General features: G+C 47.0%; 16 protein-coding genes. 3 read left to right on the plus strand and 13 right to left on the minus strand.

The features are described from left to right. Positions 1 to 170: 170 nt before the first annotated feature. The 6 genes from M0R47_RS07255 to M0R47_RS07280 form a co-directional block, all read right to left on the minus strand. Positions 171 to 881, minus strand: coding sequence for a rubredoxin-like domain-containing protein (locus tag M0R47_RS07255; protein ID WP_292552450.1), 711 nt, complete (start codon positions 879 to 881; stop codon positions 171 to 173). Positions 882 to 918: 37 nt separating this feature from the next. Continuing rightward, positions 919 to 1,746, minus strand: coding sequence for a dihydrofolate reductase family protein (locus M0R47_RS07260; RefSeq protein ID WP_292552453.1), 828 nt, complete (start codon positions 1,744 to 1,746; stop codon positions 919 to 921). A gap of 250 nt (positions 1,747 to 1,996) precedes the next feature. After that, positions 1,997 to 2,332 (minus strand): small metal-binding protein SmbP, encoded by a 336-nt coding sequence (gene smbP, locus M0R47_RS07265; RefSeq protein WP_292552456.1) that lies wholly within the window; start codon positions 2,330 to 2,332, stop codon positions 1,997 to 1,999. A 426-nt stretch (positions 2,333 to 2,758) separates the two neighbouring features. Continuing rightward, positions 2,759 to 4,123 carry an adenylosuccinate lyase gene (gene purB, locus M0R47_RS07270; protein ID WP_292552458.1) on the minus strand — a complete coding sequence of 455 codons (1,365 nt, stop codon included), beginning with the start codon at positions 4,121 to 4,123 and terminating at the stop codon, positions 2,759 to 2,761. Between the two features lie 45 nt (positions 4,124 to 4,168). After that, the gene (gene mnmA / locus M0R47_RS07275; RefSeq protein WP_292552460.1) at positions 4,169 to 5,266 is read right to left on the minus strand and encodes a tRNA 2-thiouridine(34) synthase MnmA; all 1,098 of its coding nucleotides are present in this window, start codon (positions 5,264 to 5,266) and stop codon (positions 4,169 to 4,171) included. Continuing rightward, on the minus strand, positions 5,259 to 5,720 hold the full coding sequence (locus tag M0R47_RS07280; RefSeq protein ID WP_292552463.1) for an NUDIX hydrolase: 462 nt from the start codon (positions 5,718 to 5,720) through the stop codon (positions 5,259 to 5,261). Before M0R47_RS07280 ends, mnmA begins: the two co-directional genes overlap by 8 nt. A gap of 199 nt (positions 5,721 to 5,919) precedes the next feature. Between M0R47_RS07280 and clpS the strand changes: the two genes are divergently transcribed. Next, positions 5,920 to 6,243 carry an ATP-dependent Clp protease adapter ClpS gene (clpS, locus tag M0R47_RS07285; protein ID WP_292552672.1) on the plus strand — a complete coding sequence of 108 codons (324 nt, stop codon included), beginning with the start codon at positions 5,920 to 5,922 and terminating at the stop codon, positions 6,241 to 6,243. A 12-nt stretch (positions 6,244 to 6,255) separates the two neighbouring features. Then, positions 6,256 to 8,529 (plus strand): ATP-dependent Clp protease ATP-binding subunit ClpA, encoded by a 2,274-nt coding sequence (gene clpA, locus M0R47_RS07290; RefSeq protein WP_292552465.1) that lies wholly within the window; start codon positions 6,256 to 6,258, stop codon positions 8,527 to 8,529. Positions 8,530 to 8,594: 65 nt separating this feature from the next. Here clpA and infA read toward each other — a convergent pair whose 3' ends face one another. The 4 genes from infA to M0R47_RS07310 form a co-directional block, all read right to left on the minus strand. After that, positions 8,595 to 8,813, minus strand: a complete 219-nt coding sequence (infA, locus tag M0R47_RS07295) for a translation initiation factor IF-1 (RefSeq protein WP_006889822.1) — start codon at positions 8,811 to 8,813, stop codon at positions 8,595 to 8,597. 275 nt (positions 8,814 to 9,088) lie between these two features. Then, complete coding sequence (gene def, locus M0R47_RS07300; RefSeq protein ID WP_292552675.1) at positions 9,089 to 9,613, minus strand: peptide deformylase; 525 nt, start codon at positions 9,611 to 9,613, stop codon at positions 9,089 to 9,091. Beyond that, positions 9,613 to 11,706 (minus strand): polyphosphate kinase 1, encoded by a 2,094-nt coding sequence (gene ppk1, locus M0R47_RS07305; protein ID WP_292552468.1) that lies wholly within the window; start codon positions 11,704 to 11,706, stop codon positions 9,613 to 9,615. The genes def and ppk1 overlap by 1 nt, the downstream gene beginning before the upstream one ends. A 46-nt stretch (positions 11,707 to 11,752) precedes the next feature. After that, positions 11,753 to 12,655: a pyridoxal-phosphate dependent enzyme gene (locus M0R47_RS07310; RefSeq protein WP_292552470.1), complete on the minus strand. Its 903-nt coding sequence runs from the start codon at positions 12,653 to 12,655 to the stop codon at positions 11,753 to 11,755. Between the two features lie 2 nt (positions 12,656 to 12,657). Between M0R47_RS07310 and M0R47_RS07315 the strand changes: the two genes are divergently transcribed. After that, on the plus strand, positions 12,658 to 13,311 hold the full coding sequence (locus tag M0R47_RS07315; protein ID WP_292552473.1) for an SOS response-associated peptidase: 654 nt from the start codon (positions 12,658 to 12,660) through the stop codon (positions 13,309 to 13,311). Positions 13,312 to 13,694: 383 nt separating this feature from the next. Here M0R47_RS07315 and M0R47_RS07320 read toward each other — a convergent pair whose 3' ends face one another. The 3 genes from M0R47_RS07320 to M0R47_RS07330 all read right to left on the minus strand — a co-directional run bounded on the left by M0R47_RS07320 (position 13,695) and on the right by M0R47_RS07330 (position 19,449). After that, a complete protein-coding gene (locus M0R47_RS07320; RefSeq protein ID WP_292552476.1) occupies positions 13,695 to 16,328 on the minus strand; it encodes a glycosyltransferase in 2,634 nt (877 codons plus the stop codon). A 366-nt stretch (positions 16,329 to 16,694) separates the two neighbouring features. After that, positions 16,695 to 18,128 carry a dihydrolipoyl dehydrogenase gene (lpdA, locus tag M0R47_RS07325; protein WP_292552479.1) on the minus strand — a complete coding sequence of 478 codons (1,434 nt, stop codon included), beginning with the start codon at positions 18,126 to 18,128 and terminating at the stop codon, positions 16,695 to 16,697. Positions 18,129 to 18,141: 13 nt separating this feature from the next. Next, complete coding sequence (locus M0R47_RS07330; protein WP_292552482.1) at positions 18,142 to 19,449, minus strand: 2-oxo acid dehydrogenase subunit E2; 1,308 nt, start codon at positions 19,447 to 19,449, stop codon at positions 18,142 to 18,144. Positions 19,450 to 19,467: the final 18 nt, after the last annotated feature.

Raw genomic sequence — 19,467 nt, forward strand, 5'->3', positions numbered from 1 at the left:
ACCCCGTCCCGGTAATACGTTCCATGGCGCGGCGACAAAAGAAATTGCTGCCAACGCCCGAAGTCTTGCTCTAAAGCCGTAATAATATGCCGGAAGAAATTTTCCAGGCCAACGATCCGTATCAATTCCTGAATATCGGTGACGGTAAGAACTTTCATGGTCCGGCTCCGTTAATCGTTAAAAGATTTAACAGCCCGTTCGAAATCAGGCAGCCAGTCTTTGAAATCGCAGACGTAGTTATAGCCGCAGACGGTTTTTAATGGGCGACGGTTGATGAGGGTTAATATCCGTTCGGCTCTTTGTAAGGTATCGGTTTTCGGGCCGAACGGATTTAAGCGCATTTTCGGGCCGGGCGGAAAGGCGTAATCGCAGATGAATAACACGTCCTGATAAATATAAATCGTATAGCCCGGCGTGTGGCCGCCTATGTGATACGCGGCCAGCCCAGCAACCGTAAAGTCATCGTTGAAGCGTTCGTCGATCGGGAATGATTTGATTAAAGGATTTTCCGCATCCATGGCATGCAGGTAGACTTTTGCATTCCAGAGCTCGCGATATTGATTCGATGCCCCCATAAAATGCGGGTGAGTAAAGAAGATTTTGCTGACCGGTTCCAGCGTGCGATTAAATGCGGAAGGGCAATCGATCCATACGACCTCATGTTCCGTTTCGATCCGGTAGGCTGCATGTTCCAGTCCCAGTCTGGGCACTGAAACCAGTTGGGTAACGCTGTCGTTGATTGGCGTGGCGGTAACGCGATAGGTGGTTTCGGCCTCTTCCCAACTGAGGAACTTATCGCGATGGGCTCCGCAAAACGGGCAGACATCCGGAGGATCGCCGATCATGTTATAACCGCAGGTTGTGCAAACCCATTGACTCATGTGCTCCCCCTTAAAATATCAACTTTAAGTACCGGTGTTAGTGAATCGCTCCGGGGCCGAATTGCATGAAAAACTGGCCGGCTCCGGGCGGCGAGTCCTGTTCGTAGTACAGTGCTTCAAGCATCATGTTGCCTTCCGGTCCCAACATATCTCCGGTTAGTAAGGTACGAAAGTCTCTACCGCCTATTAACTGATGGGTCATGCTCAGGTATAACCTTGATAACTGCTTTTCCCTGATGACAGTGTCCAGCATTTGCGGTCCGGCAACCAGGTAAATGGATTTGTACCCCAGTCCGCTTAATGCATGAATCAGGGGCGCGCCATGCACGGCTTGATCGTCGCCGGCAAAGAGTATGGAATATCCCATGTCCTGCCAGTAACGGACACGATCCGGATCGGCATTTTTTCCAGTGGCTATGTAGACGGATTGGCTATGTTCTTTAAGACTGTTATGGGGCGGAAAATTCAGGCTGGCACTAGCGATGATGACTGCGGGTTGTGGCTGCAAGCCATTGTTGCGACGCCAAGCCAAATGCTCTTTGTCTTTAACCTGCAATATGTTGCCCAAACGTCCTTCACCCAATGCCCGCATATAGCCGCCATGGGTAATAATGCAGTCCGCCTGCGCATGCAGTTCCATGAACAAGGCAAAGTCGGAAGCGGTTGTTATATGTTTGGGAATATGAGTCGTGCCTTGCGCTGTATCCTCGACCGCAATCCGTCCGTCCAGACTCGACAGGAAGTTGGCGTAAACAAAGGGAGATTCGGTCGCACCCAATTTATGTAATTGATGCGCAAGATATAGGCCTTTAACGGAGACTTTTTCATGAAATTCTGGATACAGTCGTAATAGGTTCTTTTGCATAGAAGTACCTTTTGCGCTTGAAAACCCGGCTTTAATTCAGAGCAAAAACCGCCCCCGTCCAACTGCCGTATTTTGATGTGCAACGAGTATATCAACCAGTCTGGAATAATTGCCAGAAAATCCTTATTACTTAAGGCGGTTGAAAGCTTCATCCTGTTTAGAGCAATTGAGCATCGGTGTTATGCGATAGCCAACTGCTTAAAGAAAAGGGGAAGAATCATCAGCCCTTTTGGCCTAAACCAAATTGATATTATTTGTTGCTGGTCTTGAGATGCCATACAGCGGCTTCAGCATGTGTAGTAGCTCTGCCCACGTGACCCTGCGTTCCGTGATCGATAGCTTCTTGCAGCTCTTTAGCACCCGCTTCTAAATGGTTTTTTGACAAACCCTTGGCTGCTATGGAAGCCGCCAGCGCATCATCCAATGCTTCCTTTGCCTGCTGGACCAACAGTGCTGTATGCCCGGCTTTACCGTGAGCAACCGCCGACTTGGCGTGTTCCAATGCTGAATCGGCATGCTCATCAGCGAAAACAGAAGTACTTAAAAGAAGTAGTAGCCCTGCGCATACGGATGCTAATTTTTTCATAATCCTCTCCTCATTATTATTTGTTTATATCGCTTGTCGATAGCACGTTTTCAGAATCGTTTATTTTTGTTTTTAAAAAACTATTATGAATCGGCAATTATATTCTTACCTTATGCCATCTATTTTGCAATACTCATCAAATGAACGTAAGAAAATGCGTTAAAAAACCAGACGAAATACCAGCAAGGACGACCTAAAAATCGTGACTTTCCTTAATTTCAGCACCGGTTATGCCAGCGGGATACCGATAAAAAAGGTGAGCAAACTGCCTTCAGAAAAAAGTTTTAAAACGGGAATTGAACAGGCTTGAGGGGGACGGCGGCTGGAAAAAACCGCGATGAAGGCGTAACAATAATTCTTTAATCAATGCGACATCACTATGAGCAAGCGTTTTAGGCCATCTCATAGTGATGATTTCCAAAAAACCTAAATATCTTTAGCCAGTTTTTCAGCGTAACCGATGTAATTGCGCGGCGTCAGCTCCAGTAAGTTTGCCTTGGCTTCTGACGGAATTTCCAGTTTTTCAATAAACGCCTGCATTTGCTCGGGAGTAATGCGCTGGCCGCGGGTCAGTTCCTTCAATTTTTCATACGGCTTTTCAATGCCGTAACGACGCATCACGGTTTGGATCGGCTCTGCCAAGACTTCCCAGTTGGCGTTGAGATCGGCCTCAATCGCTTCAATGTTAATCTGCAATTTGGAAATACCTTTTAAACTGGCCTGAATGGCGATACTGGTGTGGGCAATGCCGACGCCGATATTTCTCAATACGGTTGAATCGGTTAAATCCCGCTGCCAGCGCGACACCGGCAATTTTTCAGCTAAAAAGCCGAAGATGGCATTAGCCAATCCTAAATTGCCTTCGGAGTTTTCAAAATCAATCGGGTTGACTTTATGCGGCATGGTCGAGGAACCGACTTCACCGGCGATGGTTTTTTGCTTGAAGTATCCCAGGGAGATATAGCCCCAGATGTCACGATCGAAATCCAGCAAAATGGTATTGAAGCGGGACAGCGCGTGGAAATACTCGGCAATATAGTCGTGCGGTTCAATCTGGATGGTGTAGGGGTTAAATTGCAGTCCCAAAGATTCGACAAAATTTTGTGAAAACTCCGCCCAATCCACATCCGGGTAAGCCACGCAATGGGCGTTATAATTACCGACTGCGCCGTTGATTTTGCCTAACAGGGCTACGGCTTGCAGTTGATCTTGCTGGCGCTGCATTCGAGCCGCGACGTTGGCAAACTCTTTGCCGGTAGTGGTTGGTGTAGCCGACTGTCCATGAGTGCGCGACAACATTGGCTGGTTTGCGGTTTCTACAGCTATGGTTTTGAGCGCCGCGATGCAGTCGCCGATTTGCGCAAGGATGACTTCGCGGCCTTCTTTGAGCATTAACGCGTAAGACAAGTTATTGATGTCTTCCGAGGTGCAGGCAAAATGGATAAATTCGCTGACTTTTTCCAGCTCGGCGCAGCCGGCAATTTTTTCTTTCAGCAGGTATTCAACAGCTTTGACATCGTGATTAGTCGTTTTTTCGATGTCTTTGACGCGCTGCGCATCGGCCTCTGAAAAATTGCTGACGATCTTGTTTAACAGCTGTGTTGCAGTGTCGCTGAACGGGCTGACTTCGGCAATCAGAGGGTGACTGGCCAAGGCTTGCAGCCAGCGCACTTCAACGAGCACGCGAAAACGGATCAGGCCGTATTCGCTGAAAATTGGCCGCAAGGCAGCCACTTTGTCGGCATAGCGGCCGTCGATAGGAGAAATAGCGGTGAGCGCGAAATTAGTCATGGGTTTGTCCGAGTGTTTTAATGTGTTGATATTCGTTAGCTTTACTCAAGCAGGAACTAAAGCTTTGGATTCAATAATCCCGCCCCCCAGACAGATCTCACCGTCATAAAAAACGACGGATTGTCCTGGGGTAATGGCTCTTTGCGGTTGATCGAACACGGCTCTGCATCTGTCGTTGCCTATTGGCTCCAAATAACAGGACTGGTCGGCTTGGCGATAGCGGGTTTTAGCGCTACAGCGTATCGCTTGGCTCAATGGCCGGTTGCTGCACCAGTCAAGCTGGCTGGCCTCCAGCATATTGTGCAGCATCAAGGGATGATCGTGACCTTGGCCGACGATGAGGATATTATTTTCCAAATCTTTTTCCAGTACATACCACGGCTCATCCGGCGCATTTTTAACGCCGCCTATACCTAAGCCCTGACGCTGCCCCAAGGTGTAGTACATCAAGCCGTGATGCTTGCCGATGTATTGCCCTTCAGGCGTGCGCATTTCGCCGGGCTGGGTTGGCAGATAGCGTTGCAGAAATTCGGTGAACTTGCGCTCGCCGATAAAGCAGATGCCGGTGCTGTCTTTCTTGCGGCTGTTGGCAAATCCGGCTTTATCCGCCATGGCCCTGATTTCGGGCTTATGCAAATGACCTATCGGGAACAACGTACGTGATAACTGTTTTTGTCCCAAGGTATAAAGAAAATAACTTTGCTCTTTGTTCGGGTCCAGGCCTTTTAATAAAAAGAACTCGCCGTCTTTCTCGGCTACTTGAGCGTAGTGACCGGTGGCGATATATTCCGCCCCCAAATCCTCAATCGCATAATTCAGAAAGGCTTTGAATTTAACGTGCTTGTTGCATAGGATATCCGGATTGGGGGTGCGACCTGCTTTAAATTCAGACAGAAATACTTCAAATACCTCATCCCAGTATTCGGCGGCAAAATTCACTGTTTTTAATTCGATGCCTAATTTATCGCAAACCTGCTGAGCGTCAGCGAGATCCTCCATTGCCGTACAGTACTCGGTACCATCGTCTTCCTCCCAGTTTTTCATAAACAAACCGGTGACTTGATGGCCTTGCTCCAAAAGCAGCAAAGCGGTTACAGAAGAGTCCACGCCGCCGGACATGCCGACGATTACTTTTTTACTCATGGTCAAGATCGATAAATGATTTAAGTAAGGATAACGGGTAGCGTTGCCCGCTGAGATATTCATCTACGCTAATGAGCACCAATGGACTACGCAATCGATGCCGCTGTGCTTCAATTTCGTCGCGCGTTAACCAATGCGCGGCGATGATACCCTCATCCAGTTGTTGCGTCGGGTTGAGTGAATGGCAGCGACCGGAAAAACAGACTCTGACAAAGCTGGGAAAATCAGGATTTTTTCGCCAAAGTTGGATGGAAACAATGTGCTCCGGCTCAAACTGCCAAGCGGTTTCTTCCAGCACTTCGCGCTTGATTGCCGCAATCAGGTCCTCGCCTTCTTCAAGATGCCCAGCCGGCTGATTAAATTGAAGTCCATTGCAGGTTTCTTCTTCCACAATTAAAAACCGTTGATCCTGTTCAATAACTGCGGCAACTGTAACGTGTGGTTTCCAAACCATTACCGAATTCCAACTATATAAAGTAAACATTTTACTAGATTTACAGATATTATGCTGGTAAAAAAAGCTACAGGAAGGAAGACCGAGGCGCGTGTTAAGCGCTTCTATAAACCTTGTTTATTTTGATGTAAATATAAGAGTTGAAATTCACAAAGATTGGCACTATGTTAGAGACCTGAATATTTTTATTGTTGCAATTATGTCCGATTTTGATCCATACAAAGATAGAGATGGCGGCTTGGCTACTCAGGAAGCCAAACCCAAACTGAAGAGACCGCCTTTATACAAGGTGATCTTGTTAAATGACGATTTTACGCCCATGGATTTTGTAATTGAGATTTTGATGGATTTTTTTGCCATGTCTGAAGAAAAGGCAACCCAGGTGATGCTGCAAGTACATACGCAAGGTGTTGGTGTATGCGGAATGTACTCTAAAGATGTTGCTGAAACCAAAGTATATATAGTTAATGACTATTCACGAGAGCACCACCATCCGTTGATGTGCTCAATGGAAGAAGTGTAGGTTGGAGAGCTTATGTTAAGTAAAGAACTTGAAATTACGCTAAATAATGCATTTAAAAATGCACACGATAAGCGACATGAATTTATCACGGTTGAGCATTTGCTGCTGGCATTGCTCGAAAATGCTTCTGCGCAGCCGATTTTGATAGCGTGCGGTTGCGATATTAAGGCACTACGTGGCCAGTTAACGCAATTTATTGATGAAACTACATCATTAATTCCGGTGGGTATCCAGCGGGAAACCCAACCTACATTGGGGTTTCAGCGAGTGCTGCAACGCGCTGTTTTCCACGTACAGGCATCTGACAAAAAGGAAGTTTCCGGCGCCAATTTATTTGTAGCCCTGTTCAGTGAACAGGATTCCCACGCGGTTTATCTTTTAAACAAACAGGATATTTCAAGACTGGATGTGGTCAATTATCTGGCTCACGGCATTTCAAAAATAGATCCTGAAAACGACTCGTCAAATAGCCGGGCACCGGAATCAAGCAATCCTGATGCCGAAGCGGCTGGCAGTCCGCTGGATAAGTACACCACCAATCTGAATGAAGAAGCCCTAAAAGGCCGGATTGACCCGTTAATTGGCCGAGAGCAAGAGCTTGAGCGTACGATTCAGACGCTATGCCGTCGGCGCAAAAACAATCCTTTGCTGGTCGGTGAAGCCGGCGTTGGCAAAACAGCTATCGCAGAGGGCTTGGCGAAACGGATTGTTGAAGAGCAAGTTCCGGACGTTCTGATGAACAGCGTAATTTACTCTCTCGATTTAGGCGCATTAGTCGCTGGCACCAAGTACCGCGGAGACTTTGAAAAGCGGCTTAAAGCACTGTTAACTCAGCTTAATAAGGAGCCTGATTCAATTCTGTTTATCGATGAAATACACACCATTATCGGTGCCGGCTCAGCGTCCGGCGGCGTTATGGATGCGTCCAATCTGATTAAGCCGGCACTGGCTTCCGGCCAGTTGCGTTGCATAGGCTCCACCACTTATCAGGAATATCGCGGCGTTTTTGAAAAAGATCACGCCCTGGCGCGAAGATTCCAGAAAGTTGATGTCCTTGAGCCTTCCGTTGAAGATACTATCCTGATATTGAAAGGTCTTAAATCGCGCTTTGAAGAACACCATGACGTTAAATATTCCGCCGAAGCATTGAGCGTGGCAGCGGAATTATCGGATCGTTATATTACCGACCGGCATTTGCCCGATAAAGCCATTGACGTTATCGATGAAGCAGGCGCGAAACAACGCATGACTGCTGAAGCTGATCGTAAACAGCTTATCGATGTCGCCGAAATAGAAGATATAGTCTCCAAAATAGCCAGGGTGCCTGCAAAATCGGTATCTACCAATGACATCGACAAACTGGCTAATCTGGAAAAAAATCTAAAAATGCTGGTCTTTGGACAAGACGAAGCGATTTCGGCACTGGCATCGGCCATAAAATTATCTCGCGCAGGTCTTAGAGATACACAGAAGACTATCGGTTCATTTCTTTTTGCAGGCCCTACCGGCGTAGGCAAAACCGAAGTGACGCGGCAATTGGCTAAAGTGCTGGGCGTGGAATTGATTCGCTTTGACATGTCGGAATATATGGAACGGCATACCGTTTCCAGGCTGATTGGTGCGCCTCCGGGTTATGTGGGCTTTGATCAAGGCGGTCTGTTAACCGAACAAGTCAACAAACATCCTCATGCAGTATTGCTGCTGGACGAGTTGGAAAAAGCCCACCCTGATGTATTTAACCTGTTATTACAGGTGATGGATCACGGCACATTGACTGACAATAACGGCCGCAAGGCGGACTTCCGTAACATCATTCTGGTGATGACCACTAACGCGGGAGCGGAAGAAGGCAGTCGCGCCTCTATTGGTTTTACCTATCAGGATCATGCCACCGACAGCATGAAGGTGATCGAAAAAGGCTTTTCGCCCGAATTCCGCAACCGTCTGGACGCCATCATTCAATTCAAGCCATTGGATATAGCCATTGTCGGCCACGTGGTTGATAAATTTATCTTTGAATTGGAAGCCTTGCTGGCAGACAAACACGTGACACTGACATTGGATGCCGATGCCCGGTTATGGCTGGCTGAAAACGGCTGCGACCCAAAAATGGGAGCCAGACCGATGGCGAGACTCATTCAAGAGAAGATCAAAAAACCCCTGGCTAATGACTTACTGTTTGGCGATCTGGCGCACGGCGGACATGTACGAATTTACGTGAAGGATAATGAGCTGAACTTCGCTATAGAAAGCGCTGAGTCGATTGTTCCGGAAGCCAATTTTTAATACGGTGACCGAAGCAAGTCTGCCAGCTATTTAAAGGAACCTGCGTTAATCCTGTTGATACAGGATTAACGCATACGGAATGTGATACGACCTTTGGTTAAATCGTAAGGAGTCATTTCAACTTTGACACTGTCGCCAGTAAGAATACGGATGTAATGCTTACGCATTTTTCCTGAGATATGTGCAGTCACAATATGACCGTTTTCCAGTTCGACGCGAAACATGGTATTAGGAAGCGTATCAATCACCTTCCCTTCCATTTCAATTTGATCTTCTTTTGCCATTTATAATAATCCTGATAGTTAAAACCACCAATAATAACATAAGCGTGTTTTTAACAACAGATGCGCGTAAGAAACCACATCACATTAAACATCGCTTAACCCGAAAAAAACTTTTATATTTACGAATATTTGTAGAATAAAGCGCGCAAGCTCTTGAAACAATAAGCGTTATCACCTAGCAAGCAAATCTTGCCATTTGGCCGACTCTCTTACATAACAAAGCTGTTCGATGCTCTTAAATTTCCAGCAGACTTTTAATAAAAGTGTATTAATGCTTAACGTAAGTTATCCATCAATTTAAGATACTCACTTTCCGAGAAAATATCCGTATTATTTTCAACCCTGTCTAGGTAAGTTTTACCTATTAGATGATCCGCTTCGTGTTGAAATATTCTTGCTACGAAGCCGCTTAACTTTGACTTCACCAAGTTACCTTGTTGATCGGTATAGTGAATCATTATTTCCCGATACCTCGGCACTAAAGCGCGTATCCCTGGAATACTTAAACAACCTTCCCAGTCTTTTTCTTGTGTTTCCGACAAGGCCTGAAAACAAGGATTAATCATCACTGTCGGCTCCATCAATGGTGCCGATGGATAACGGGGCGTAGGCCTCGATGCGACAATGATAATCTGTTTTGATTCGCTGACCTGAGGCGCAGCAATGCCAACTCCCGACGTCGATGCCAGGGTGCTTTGCATGGCTTCGATTATTTGCCGAATTTCAGCATCATGCACATTTGCAACGACTTCGGCTTTTTGTCTGAGCACCTTGGCTCCTAGCTGGGCAATCTCTCGCATCATAGTCCCTGCAATTCGTGCATAAGCACAGTCTGGGCTTGAATCGGTTCCTCAGCCTCGGCCTTTCGCAATCGTTGATAAGTGCCATCCGACTGCAAAAGCCAAGCCTGAGTGTTATCTTTTAAATACAAATTCAGATCCTGCAAAATCCGGTTTTGCAATTTTTTGCTTTCAATCGGAAAACAAATTTCAACACGCCGGAACATATTGCGGTTCATCAAATCGGCACTGGATGCATAGACCTCCCTATCCCCACCGTTTTCAAACGCATACACCCGTGCATGCTCCAAAAAACGCCCGATAATGGAGCGCACTTCTATATTTTCAGATACGCCTGGAACGCCGGGCTTTAAGCAGCACACCCCCCTGACAATCAATTTAACTTCAACCCCGGCCTGTGATGCGCGATAAAGAGCCTGGATAGATTGCTCCTCAACAACGGCATTCACTTGAATGATTATTTTTGCCGGTTTGCCGCTTTTGGCATGGCGTATTTCCCGTTCAATTTTTTCCATCAAACCGCTATGCAAGGTGAACGGCGATTGCAGTAATTTATTTAATTTGGTCACTTTACCCAAACTGGTCAGCTGGGCAAATACTCTCCGCACATCTTCGCCCAATTCTTTATCGCAGGAAAAAAGGCCGTAATCGGTGTAAATCTGCGCCGTTTTCGGATGATAGTTTCCTGTACCCAGATGCACGTAATTGCGCAATTCTTTCCCTTCCCTCCTTAACACTAAGCACATTTTGGCATGCGTTTTGTAGCCCACTACACCATAAACCACATGAACGGCGGCTTCTTGTAATTTAGCGGCCAAATCGATATTGGCTTTTTCATCGAATCTCGCCCTCAATTCGATAACCACCGTCACCACCTTGCCGGTTTTAGCCGCCTTGATTAAAGCAGCGACAATTGGCGAATCGGCCCCGGTACGATAAAGCGTTTGCTTGATAGCCAACACTTCCGGCGAAACCGCCGCTTGACGAATAAACTCAACGACGGGAGAAAAAGACTCAAACGGGTGATGCAGCAAAATATCGTGGCGCTTAATCGCTGCAAAGATGTCTTTACTGCGCTCCAGTTGTTGCGGAACCACGGGCTTAAAAGAAGGAAATTTAAGGTCTGGCCGACCGACCAGATCATTAATTTCCTGAATCCTGTTGAGGTTGACCGGCCCATCAACTAAAAATAAACGGTCGCGAGTCATTTCAAAACGTCCCAACAAGAACGACACTGTCTCATCAGGGCAATTGGCGTCAATTTCCAGACGAACCTCATCACCGTAATTACGCATGGCCAGTTCCCCTTCCACGGCAAGCAATAAATCGTCAATCGCATCATCATCGACGAAAAAATCACTATTCCGGGTAACCCTGAATTGGTAACAACCTTTAACATTCATGCCATTAAATAATTGATCGACAAATGCATGAATAATCGATGACAGGAATACAAAATCGGATGGCCCGCTACCCGTTTCCTCAGCAGGCAACTGAATAATGCGAGGCAGCGCCCTCGGCGCTTGTAAAATGGCCCGACCGCTATTTCTGCCGAAAGCGTCTTTTCCGGTCAATGAAATAATAAAATTTAAACTCTTGTTGAGTATGCGTGGAAAAGGATGGGCGGAATCCAGTCCCACCGGCGTTAAAATCGGCAACAACTCATTGTTGAAATAAGCTTCCAACCATTTGTGCTGCGCCTCGGTCCATTCCTTGCGGCGAATGAAATGAATATTTTCGTTGGCCAGTTTCGGAATCAAAATCTCGTTAAGAACTTTATATTGTTCCTCAACCAGTTGGTGGGCGTGAACAGAAATCAACTCAAGCTGTTCATTAGGCGTTAATCCGTCCGAGCCGGCTGCTTTCGGATCGATGACCGCCATCTGAATCACACTGGCCACACGAACCTCGAAAAACTCATCAAGATTGGAGCAGGAAATACACAAATAATTAAGACGCTCAAGCAACGGCACTCTTTCATTTTTTGCCTGCGCCAGAACCCGCTTATTGAACTCCAGCAGACTCAATTCGCGATTAATATAAAGTTCCGATTTTTGAAGATCAATTATTTCTTCTGTTTCGTTTATGTCCATGTTGTGCTCAGATTCAAAATCAATGGGTATTATGTTTGTGTATTCATCAGCTAAACCCTCTTTTCCCCTGCAAGCCTCCGGTATGTACTGCAATAATACGCTCGCCTGGCTTGAAATAATGCTTTTGGATTAAATCGTAGATGGCGTACATCATTTTTCCGGTATAGACTAGATCAAGAGGAATTGTAGTTTTTAATTCAAAGTCTTCAATAAATGCGCTTAATTCCAGGTTGATTTTGGCGAAACCGCCAAAATGGTAACCCAAGTTTATTTGCCAGTTATTACGCGATTGTGACAATACGGCGTCAACTTCCGCCGTTAAATAATCCGCATGCTTAAATGCCGCAAATCCCAGCACTGACATTTGCTGCGGAACCGCTTCAATAATACCCGTCAAAGTCGTCGCGGTTCCGCAAGGTACGCAAAGTGTGTCGCACGGGATTCCTATTTCGGCAACCAGTTCAGCTACGCCTTTCAGCGCCAACGTCTGTGCGCCGCCTTCGGGCACCCAATATTGCCGCGGTTTTAAACCCGGCAAGTCATGCCAGTTTTTGTATTGCCGAAGCAACCTGTAATCGGCGCGGGATACAAATTCCAACTCCATCCCCCAATTTTTCATGTCCTGCAAAGTCGGAGTCAATGTTTCCGGTTGCTCGCCGCGAACAAGCCCGATAGTTTTCAACCCTAATACCTTACCGACATAAGCCAGCGCATGCAAATGGTTGGAATACGCGCCGCCCATGCTGACGAGGGTATCCGCCCCTGAAGACAGAGCATGATCGATTATATATTTAAGCTTTCGCCATTTATTGCCGGAAATAACCGGATGCAGTAAATCGTCCCGTTTCATCCACAGTTCGATTTGGTATTGCGCAAGCAACAGATCATTAATCTTTGTTAGAATCGATGCATTGAAAGTTTTTTCCAGCTTTATCAGTTCGAGGTGCATATATGTGTGGGCGTTATAACTTGATCGCAACCGGGCAGCAAATTATGGATCATTTCAGATTACTGAGTTTACCTGCACACAACCCTGACTACAACATTCCGCCTGGACAAAAAATTCTCGCTATCGTGCAGCTGGAAGACGGCAGCAATAAGGCTGTTAACTTGCATTGGGGATTAATTCCATCATGGTCGAAAGACCGCGCTATTTCCAATCACTTGATCAACGCCAGAGCAGAAACCCTGACTGAAAAACCATCGTTTAAAAAAGCTTACCAACAAAGGCGCTGCCTGATTCTCGCTACCGGTTTTTATGAGTGGCAGGCCACCGCAGCCGGCAAACAGCCCTACCACATACACAAACCGGATAATTCATTGTTTGCTTTTGGAGGTATTTGGGAACACTGGAAAAACGATCAGGAAACGGTGTATTCATGCGCGATCATTACCACCGTTGCCAACGACAAAATGGCGCCTATTCATGACAGAATGCCGGTTATTATTGCACCCGAAGATTATAACCATTGGCTGAACAAGAAAACCGCAATTGTCGAAATCGCTGATTTCTTAGTCGCCGACGCTTATGCCTGCATGCAGACTAACCCGATCAGCACACGGATCAACAATCCTCTGCACAATGATGAAAGCTGTTTAAGCTAGATAAAGAAACGCATTAGCATGGCATGAAGAGCAAGTCATGTAAAAAACTTACGCGCCCTGCTCTGCATCAAAACAGCTATCTTTTAAGAGACTGGAATCGATGGGGAGCGTTAAGCGCGTTACTCTCGCGTCCGGCACAATCCATAGGAATATGGTGGTAAAGGCAAATTTTTCAGACTATATGAATGCAGAAGCCATTTTACTGAGAAGCGAATGTATATCTTGTCCTCGCAGTCGTCGAAACTGCTCCTGCCTTGCCTACAGGATGTAGGAGCGGGAACTTCACCTAAAGTATCTACCATTAGCGCTCCGCCCCTGCTCCACATCATTATCTGACACCTCACCTGCGTTCATGCAGGCTAAAATTATCAGTGTTATTCAGGCTAAGCTTTTTTCTTTTTAGACGCAGGCTTAACAACTGCTTCTTCGACAGCCGCCTCGGCATTGTAGGACTTATAATCCGGCGCAATACTGATCAACAAAGTCAGCAAGGCCGCAACATAAGGAACCGCCTGCACTGAGAGAATAGCTATCCACAGTCTGCCGCTAAAATTATCAAAATGCTCCAGGGAAGCCATCATTCCGATAGCGATACTCAACAATATCAGCAAGAACAATTCCTGCCGTATGGTCATTAACCCGACAAATAAAGCGCTGTGCTGCTCGAATTTTGGCGTACGCATAAACGGTTTTCCCGATGTAAACAGCCCTTGCAACGTCCCCTTGGCAACGGTATGCGTTAAGGACAATCCTGACAACGATGCGCCTAACGATTGCCAGATAGAACACGGAACACGGGCTTGGTACAACCATAAACCACGGATGATTTTAAAGCTGAAGATACCCACAGTCGGCAGCAAAAAGGCATTGGCCGGAAGCTCGCTATGAATTGGATCGTACAGAATCACCGCAGTTAAAACCAAGCTGGTCATGGTAAATACCAACGCCAGCGCATCTGAAAACCACGGCAGCCACCCGGCAATAAAATAATACTTTTGAGCGGGCGTCAACTTGGGCTCTTTAGATGGCAAAAAGCTGCGCCAATGGGCCTTGATAATCTGCATAGCGCCATAAACCCAGCGATAACGCTGAGTCATATAGCCGGACATGGTGTCGGGCATAACGCCTTTTCCAAACGAATCCTTGACGTAAACCGAATCGTAGCCGGCTTCGTATAGGCGCAAGCCCAACTCGCTGTCTTCACAAATACACCACTCAGACCATTTGCCGACTTCCAGCAGGGCCGACTTCCTGATCATAGTCATCGTGCCATGTTGGATAATGGCGTTGTATTCGTTCCTTTGCACCATGCCTATATTGAAAAAACCGGCATATTCCCAGTAACAAAATGATTTGAAAGCGCTTTGGTCGCGGTCTCGATAATCTTGGGGCGATTGTATAAAGCCGACGTTTTCATTATCGAAATAAGGCACCATGCACTTCAGCCAATCAGGCGACAGGATATAATCGCTATCGATAATAGCGATAATTTCGGCATCGGGAGCCGTTTGATCCAGCGCATGATTAATCGCGCCCGCTTTAAAGCCCGGCCAGTTTTCCAAATGGAAGAACCTGAATTTTGGCCCTAATCGTTCGCAGTCGACTTTCACAGGCTCCCAAACCGCAGGGTCTTTGGTGTTGTTGTCCATCACCAGCACTTCCAGATTGGGATAGTCCACCTTGTCCAGAGCCTCCAGCGTCATTCGCACCATCTCGGGCGGTTCATTATGGATTGGCAAATGCAGAGATACTTTAGGATACTTAAAGTCCGGTGATGGCGTCAGCGGCTGAAAAGTTCTGGCCGTCTTTCGGTGCCAGATAACTTCGGCTATTTCCAAACTTTCGATCAACAAAATGACTGCCGCCAAAACCTGCATCAATATCAGTATGCCCCAAAACACCATGGTAATTTTGGTTTGGTATTGCTGGGCGCCAATCGACGCTGACCAGAAAATCGTTGATGCGGCAAGGTTCGCAATCAGACCGAAAAACAGCAATCCCGGCAGTTTCATGCTGCTGCGAGTAAATAAGAACAAAGCCATTAACACGACACTAAAAATAGCCGCGCCGACTGCCCAGTTTTCCCAGTTGGGCATGGTAATGACATCGCTGTCCATCGGATATTTTGGCTGTCTATCCGCATTAAAAATACCCCAATACGCGCCTGCCGAGCCTTCCAAAGACATTTTCCAGGGCTGGTCAAACGCCTCTACGATATAATAAGTGACTTTTTCAACATCGGCTCGGTTGAGAAATTCGCGCAGAAATTTTGCCTGATTGGATACCGATGCCGTCGCATGTTTAAAAGGTTGACCATCCGAAGGCCAGCCGACCTCGGTGATGACAATAGGTTTGTTAGGATAAGCTTGTTGTACCGCATGATACCGGTCGAAAACATAATCAACCGCATCTTCCGCGGCAATGCCCTCCCAGTAAGGCAGGATATGCACCGCTATAAAGTCGACTTCAGCAACCAGCTCGGGATGTTTAAGCCAGATATCCCATGTTTCAGATGTACTGACCGGGCGCCATGTGTTTCGTTTTACTTCCCGGATGTATTCGATCAGTTGCTCCGGGGTAATATCGGCACGGAGTAAAACCTCGTTGCCGACCATAACACGGACGATGTTGGGATTATTCTGCTTGCTGACATTAATTAAGGTTTCTATTTCCTGGCGATTCTTCTCAAGATTGCCGTCAATCCAAGCACCCACGGTGGTATTCAAATTGTGTTTTGCAGCCAACTCAGGGATCTTATCCAACCCTTTAAGCACACTGTAAGTACGAACAGCGTGAACCTTATTCTCAAGCAAGCTCAAGTCATGATCAATATCGGCTTCGCTGGGAAAAGTATTGCTGGTTTGGGTATCCTGCTTTCTCATGGGGTCGAAAGTGACACCCATAGTAGTTTTGGTCCAAGGTTGCAATTGCAAAGGGTTATTAATATAACTCCAAATACTGAAGTTAAGGAAGACGAGTAAAGCGAGTGCAACGACAGTAACTATCTTGGTTTTCATTTAGGTGCTCGGTTATTCCGTTGGACTGGGAAAAATAATGTTGGATTGAGAATTAAAGATTTACGCGACTCGCACTGCGCGCTTCTGTTCATGTCCTTTACCTACGCTTTTTATAAGCAGGGCGCTATATCAAAAATACAGTGCTCCTAACTTCGGCGGCAAACAGAGGCAATACGGTACAGATTTAATGGGTATTTTACACAGGTTCTAAAGTCAATAAGAAATTATTTACTTTCAAGTCTGCTGAAAATCCAGCCTTATCTCGATGTTTAAATTCCATTACTAAAAAACAACATTCAGTATTAAAGAACTATGAATTCTTACTTGCATCCATGTAAGTAAGAACTGGAATTAATACTTTAAGTCTTATTTTTTAATATAAAGATCGGTAATCGAACCAGTGATCATTTCAGCAGCGAACGCGAATGTCTCCGATAACATGGGGTGTGGGTGGACAGTCAGACCGATATCTTCGGCATCGGCGCCCATTTCCAAAGCCAGTACCGCTTCGGCAATCAGTTCGCCGGCATTGGGACCGACCATGCCCGCACCAAGAATTCTGCCGGTTTCCTTCTCGCAGAGTATTTTGGTCAGGCCTTCCTTGCGTCCCAAACTTAATGAGCGACCGCTGGCCGCCCAAGGGAAAGAGGCCTTGTCATACGCTATGCCTTGCTGTTTAGCCTGATTCTCAGTCAAGCCCATCCAGGTTACTTCAGGATCAGTATAGGCAACAGAAGGAATAGTCAACGCGTCAAACGCAGATTTGTGCCCCGCTGCAACTTCAGCGGCGACTTTGCCTTCGTGAGAAGCCTTGTGCGCCAGCATAGGGTTTCCGGCTATATCGCCAATGGCGAAGATATGCGGAACATTGGTGCGTTGCTGCTTATCGACAGCAATAAAACCGAGCTCATCGACATTAACGCCTGCCAGTTCAGCACCGATCAACTTACCGTTAGGCTTACGTCCTACCGCTACCAAGACTGCATCGAACACAACCGATTCCGGCGCACTTTTACCTTCAAAAGAAACTTTCAGGCCGTCCTTGTCTTTTTCGATCGAAGTCACCTTCGTTTCCAGCCAGATATTTTTGTATTGCTTTTTGATACGCCGGAACAACGGAGTTACCAAATCGTTATCACAGCCAGGAATGATCTGGTCCATCAACTCGACTACGCTGATTTCCGAGCCGAGCGCATGGTAGACCGTAGCCATTTCCAAACCTATGATGCCGCCGCCGACAATCAGCAATTTTTTAGGAATTTCCTTCAATGCCAATGCATCTGTTGAATCCCATAAACGCGGATCGTCATTTGGAAAAACCGGGATTTGAGTAGCATGCGATCCGGCGGCAATAATCGCCTGATCAAAGCTGATGTTTTGTTTGCCTGTTTCGGTGGTCACCTCGACCATATGGTCCGAAGTAAATCGGCCCGTACCTTGGATTAAAGTTATTTTGCGCTGCTTGACCAGACGGGCAAGCCCATCGACCAGCGTATTGGTAACGCTTTCTTTCCAGGCGCGAATTTTATCCAGATCAAAAGTTGGCTTACCGTAATTGAGGCCGTGCTGCTCGAACTCATCTACCTCATGAATAATCTGGGCAACATGCAGCAGAGCCTTGGACGGAATGCAGCCGACATTAAGGCACACCCCGCCGAGAGCAGGATAGCGCTCAACCAATACCACTTGCTTGCCTAAATCGGCAGCGCGAAACGCCGCCGTATATCCGCCGGGGCCGCCGCCCAATACCAGAACTTCTGCGTGTGTCACAGACTCGTTAATCGCTGGATTAGCATCCATATTATGCTCCTGATTAAAGTAACAAGCGGCGAATATCGCCCAAATACTGTTTAATGGCGGCCATGAATTTAGCGCCTTCCACACCGTCGATGACCCGATGATCGTAAGTCAGGTCGAGCGGCAACATCAGGCGCGGCACAAACTCCTTGCCATTCCATACCGGTTGCATTTTGGCCCGGGTAACGCCAAGTATAGCCACTTCCGGAGCGTTGACGATAGGTGTAAACGCCGTGCCGCCGATACCGCCGAGGCTGGAAATAGTGATGCATCCGCCTTGCATTTCAGCAGGCATTAACTTGCCCAGACGGGCTCTGTTACTTGTTTCAGCCAGTTCGGCAGATAATTCGTTGATGCCTTTGTGTTTAACATTACGTAACACCGGCACCACCAAACCATTGGGCGTATCGACCGCGATACCGATATTAAGATACCTCTTCAATATCAGGTTTTCGCCATCGGCGGACAATGACGCATTAAATTGCGGAAACTGCTCCACGGCCGCAATCAGCGCCTTGATGATAAATATCAGACCGGTGATTTTTACATCATCCTTGGATTTTTCGGCATTCAGCGCATTCCGGAACGCTTCCATTTCAGTAATATCGACTTCGTCATGGTAAGTGACCATCGGCAGATTCAGCCATACCCGGCTCAAGTTTTGTCCGGTCAGCCTTTTTATTTTACTGAGCTTCCGCTCTTCTACTTCACCAAATTGGGAAAAGTCGACGCTCGGCATTGCCGGGATTCCGGTGCCGCTTTGTGCAACACCTTCAGTCATCACTTTCTTGACGAAGTTTTTCACGTCGTCTTTTAAGATACGTCCCTTGCGGCCGCTGCCGTTTGTAATTTTATGTATATCAACGCCCAGTTCGCGGGCAAACAGCCGGACAGCCGGCGTGGCATGAGCCGCTTTACCGGGCTCGCTGCGGGCTGGAGTTTCCGTCAACGGTTCAGGCGCAGCAACGGGCGGTTGACTTGTCGGTTCTGGCGCTTTTTCCACCGGCGCAGTCGCAACTTCTTGCTGTACCGGAGCTTGCTGTGCCGGTGCTTCTTCCTGCTTCGCTGCCCCACTCTCTTCAGTAGCCGCCAATACTGTCGCAATCAGCGTTCCTTCAGAGACTTTATCGCCGGGTTTGATAAATACCTCCTGTACCTTACCCGCCGCACTGGCAGGTAGATCCATGCTCGCCTTGTCGGTCTCAAGCACAGCCAAGGTCTGCTCCAGTTTCACCTCGTCGCCCGGTTTAACCAATACGTCTACCACATCGATATCTGCGACATTGCCGACATCGGGAACCTTAATTTCAATCAAAGAAGCCATGTATATTTTTTCCTTCCG

The organism is Methylobacter sp., assembly GCF_023227905.1.
In the GTDB taxonomy this organism is placed as follows: Bacteria; Pseudomonadota; Gammaproteobacteria; order Methylococcales; family Methylomonadaceae; genus Methylobacter_A.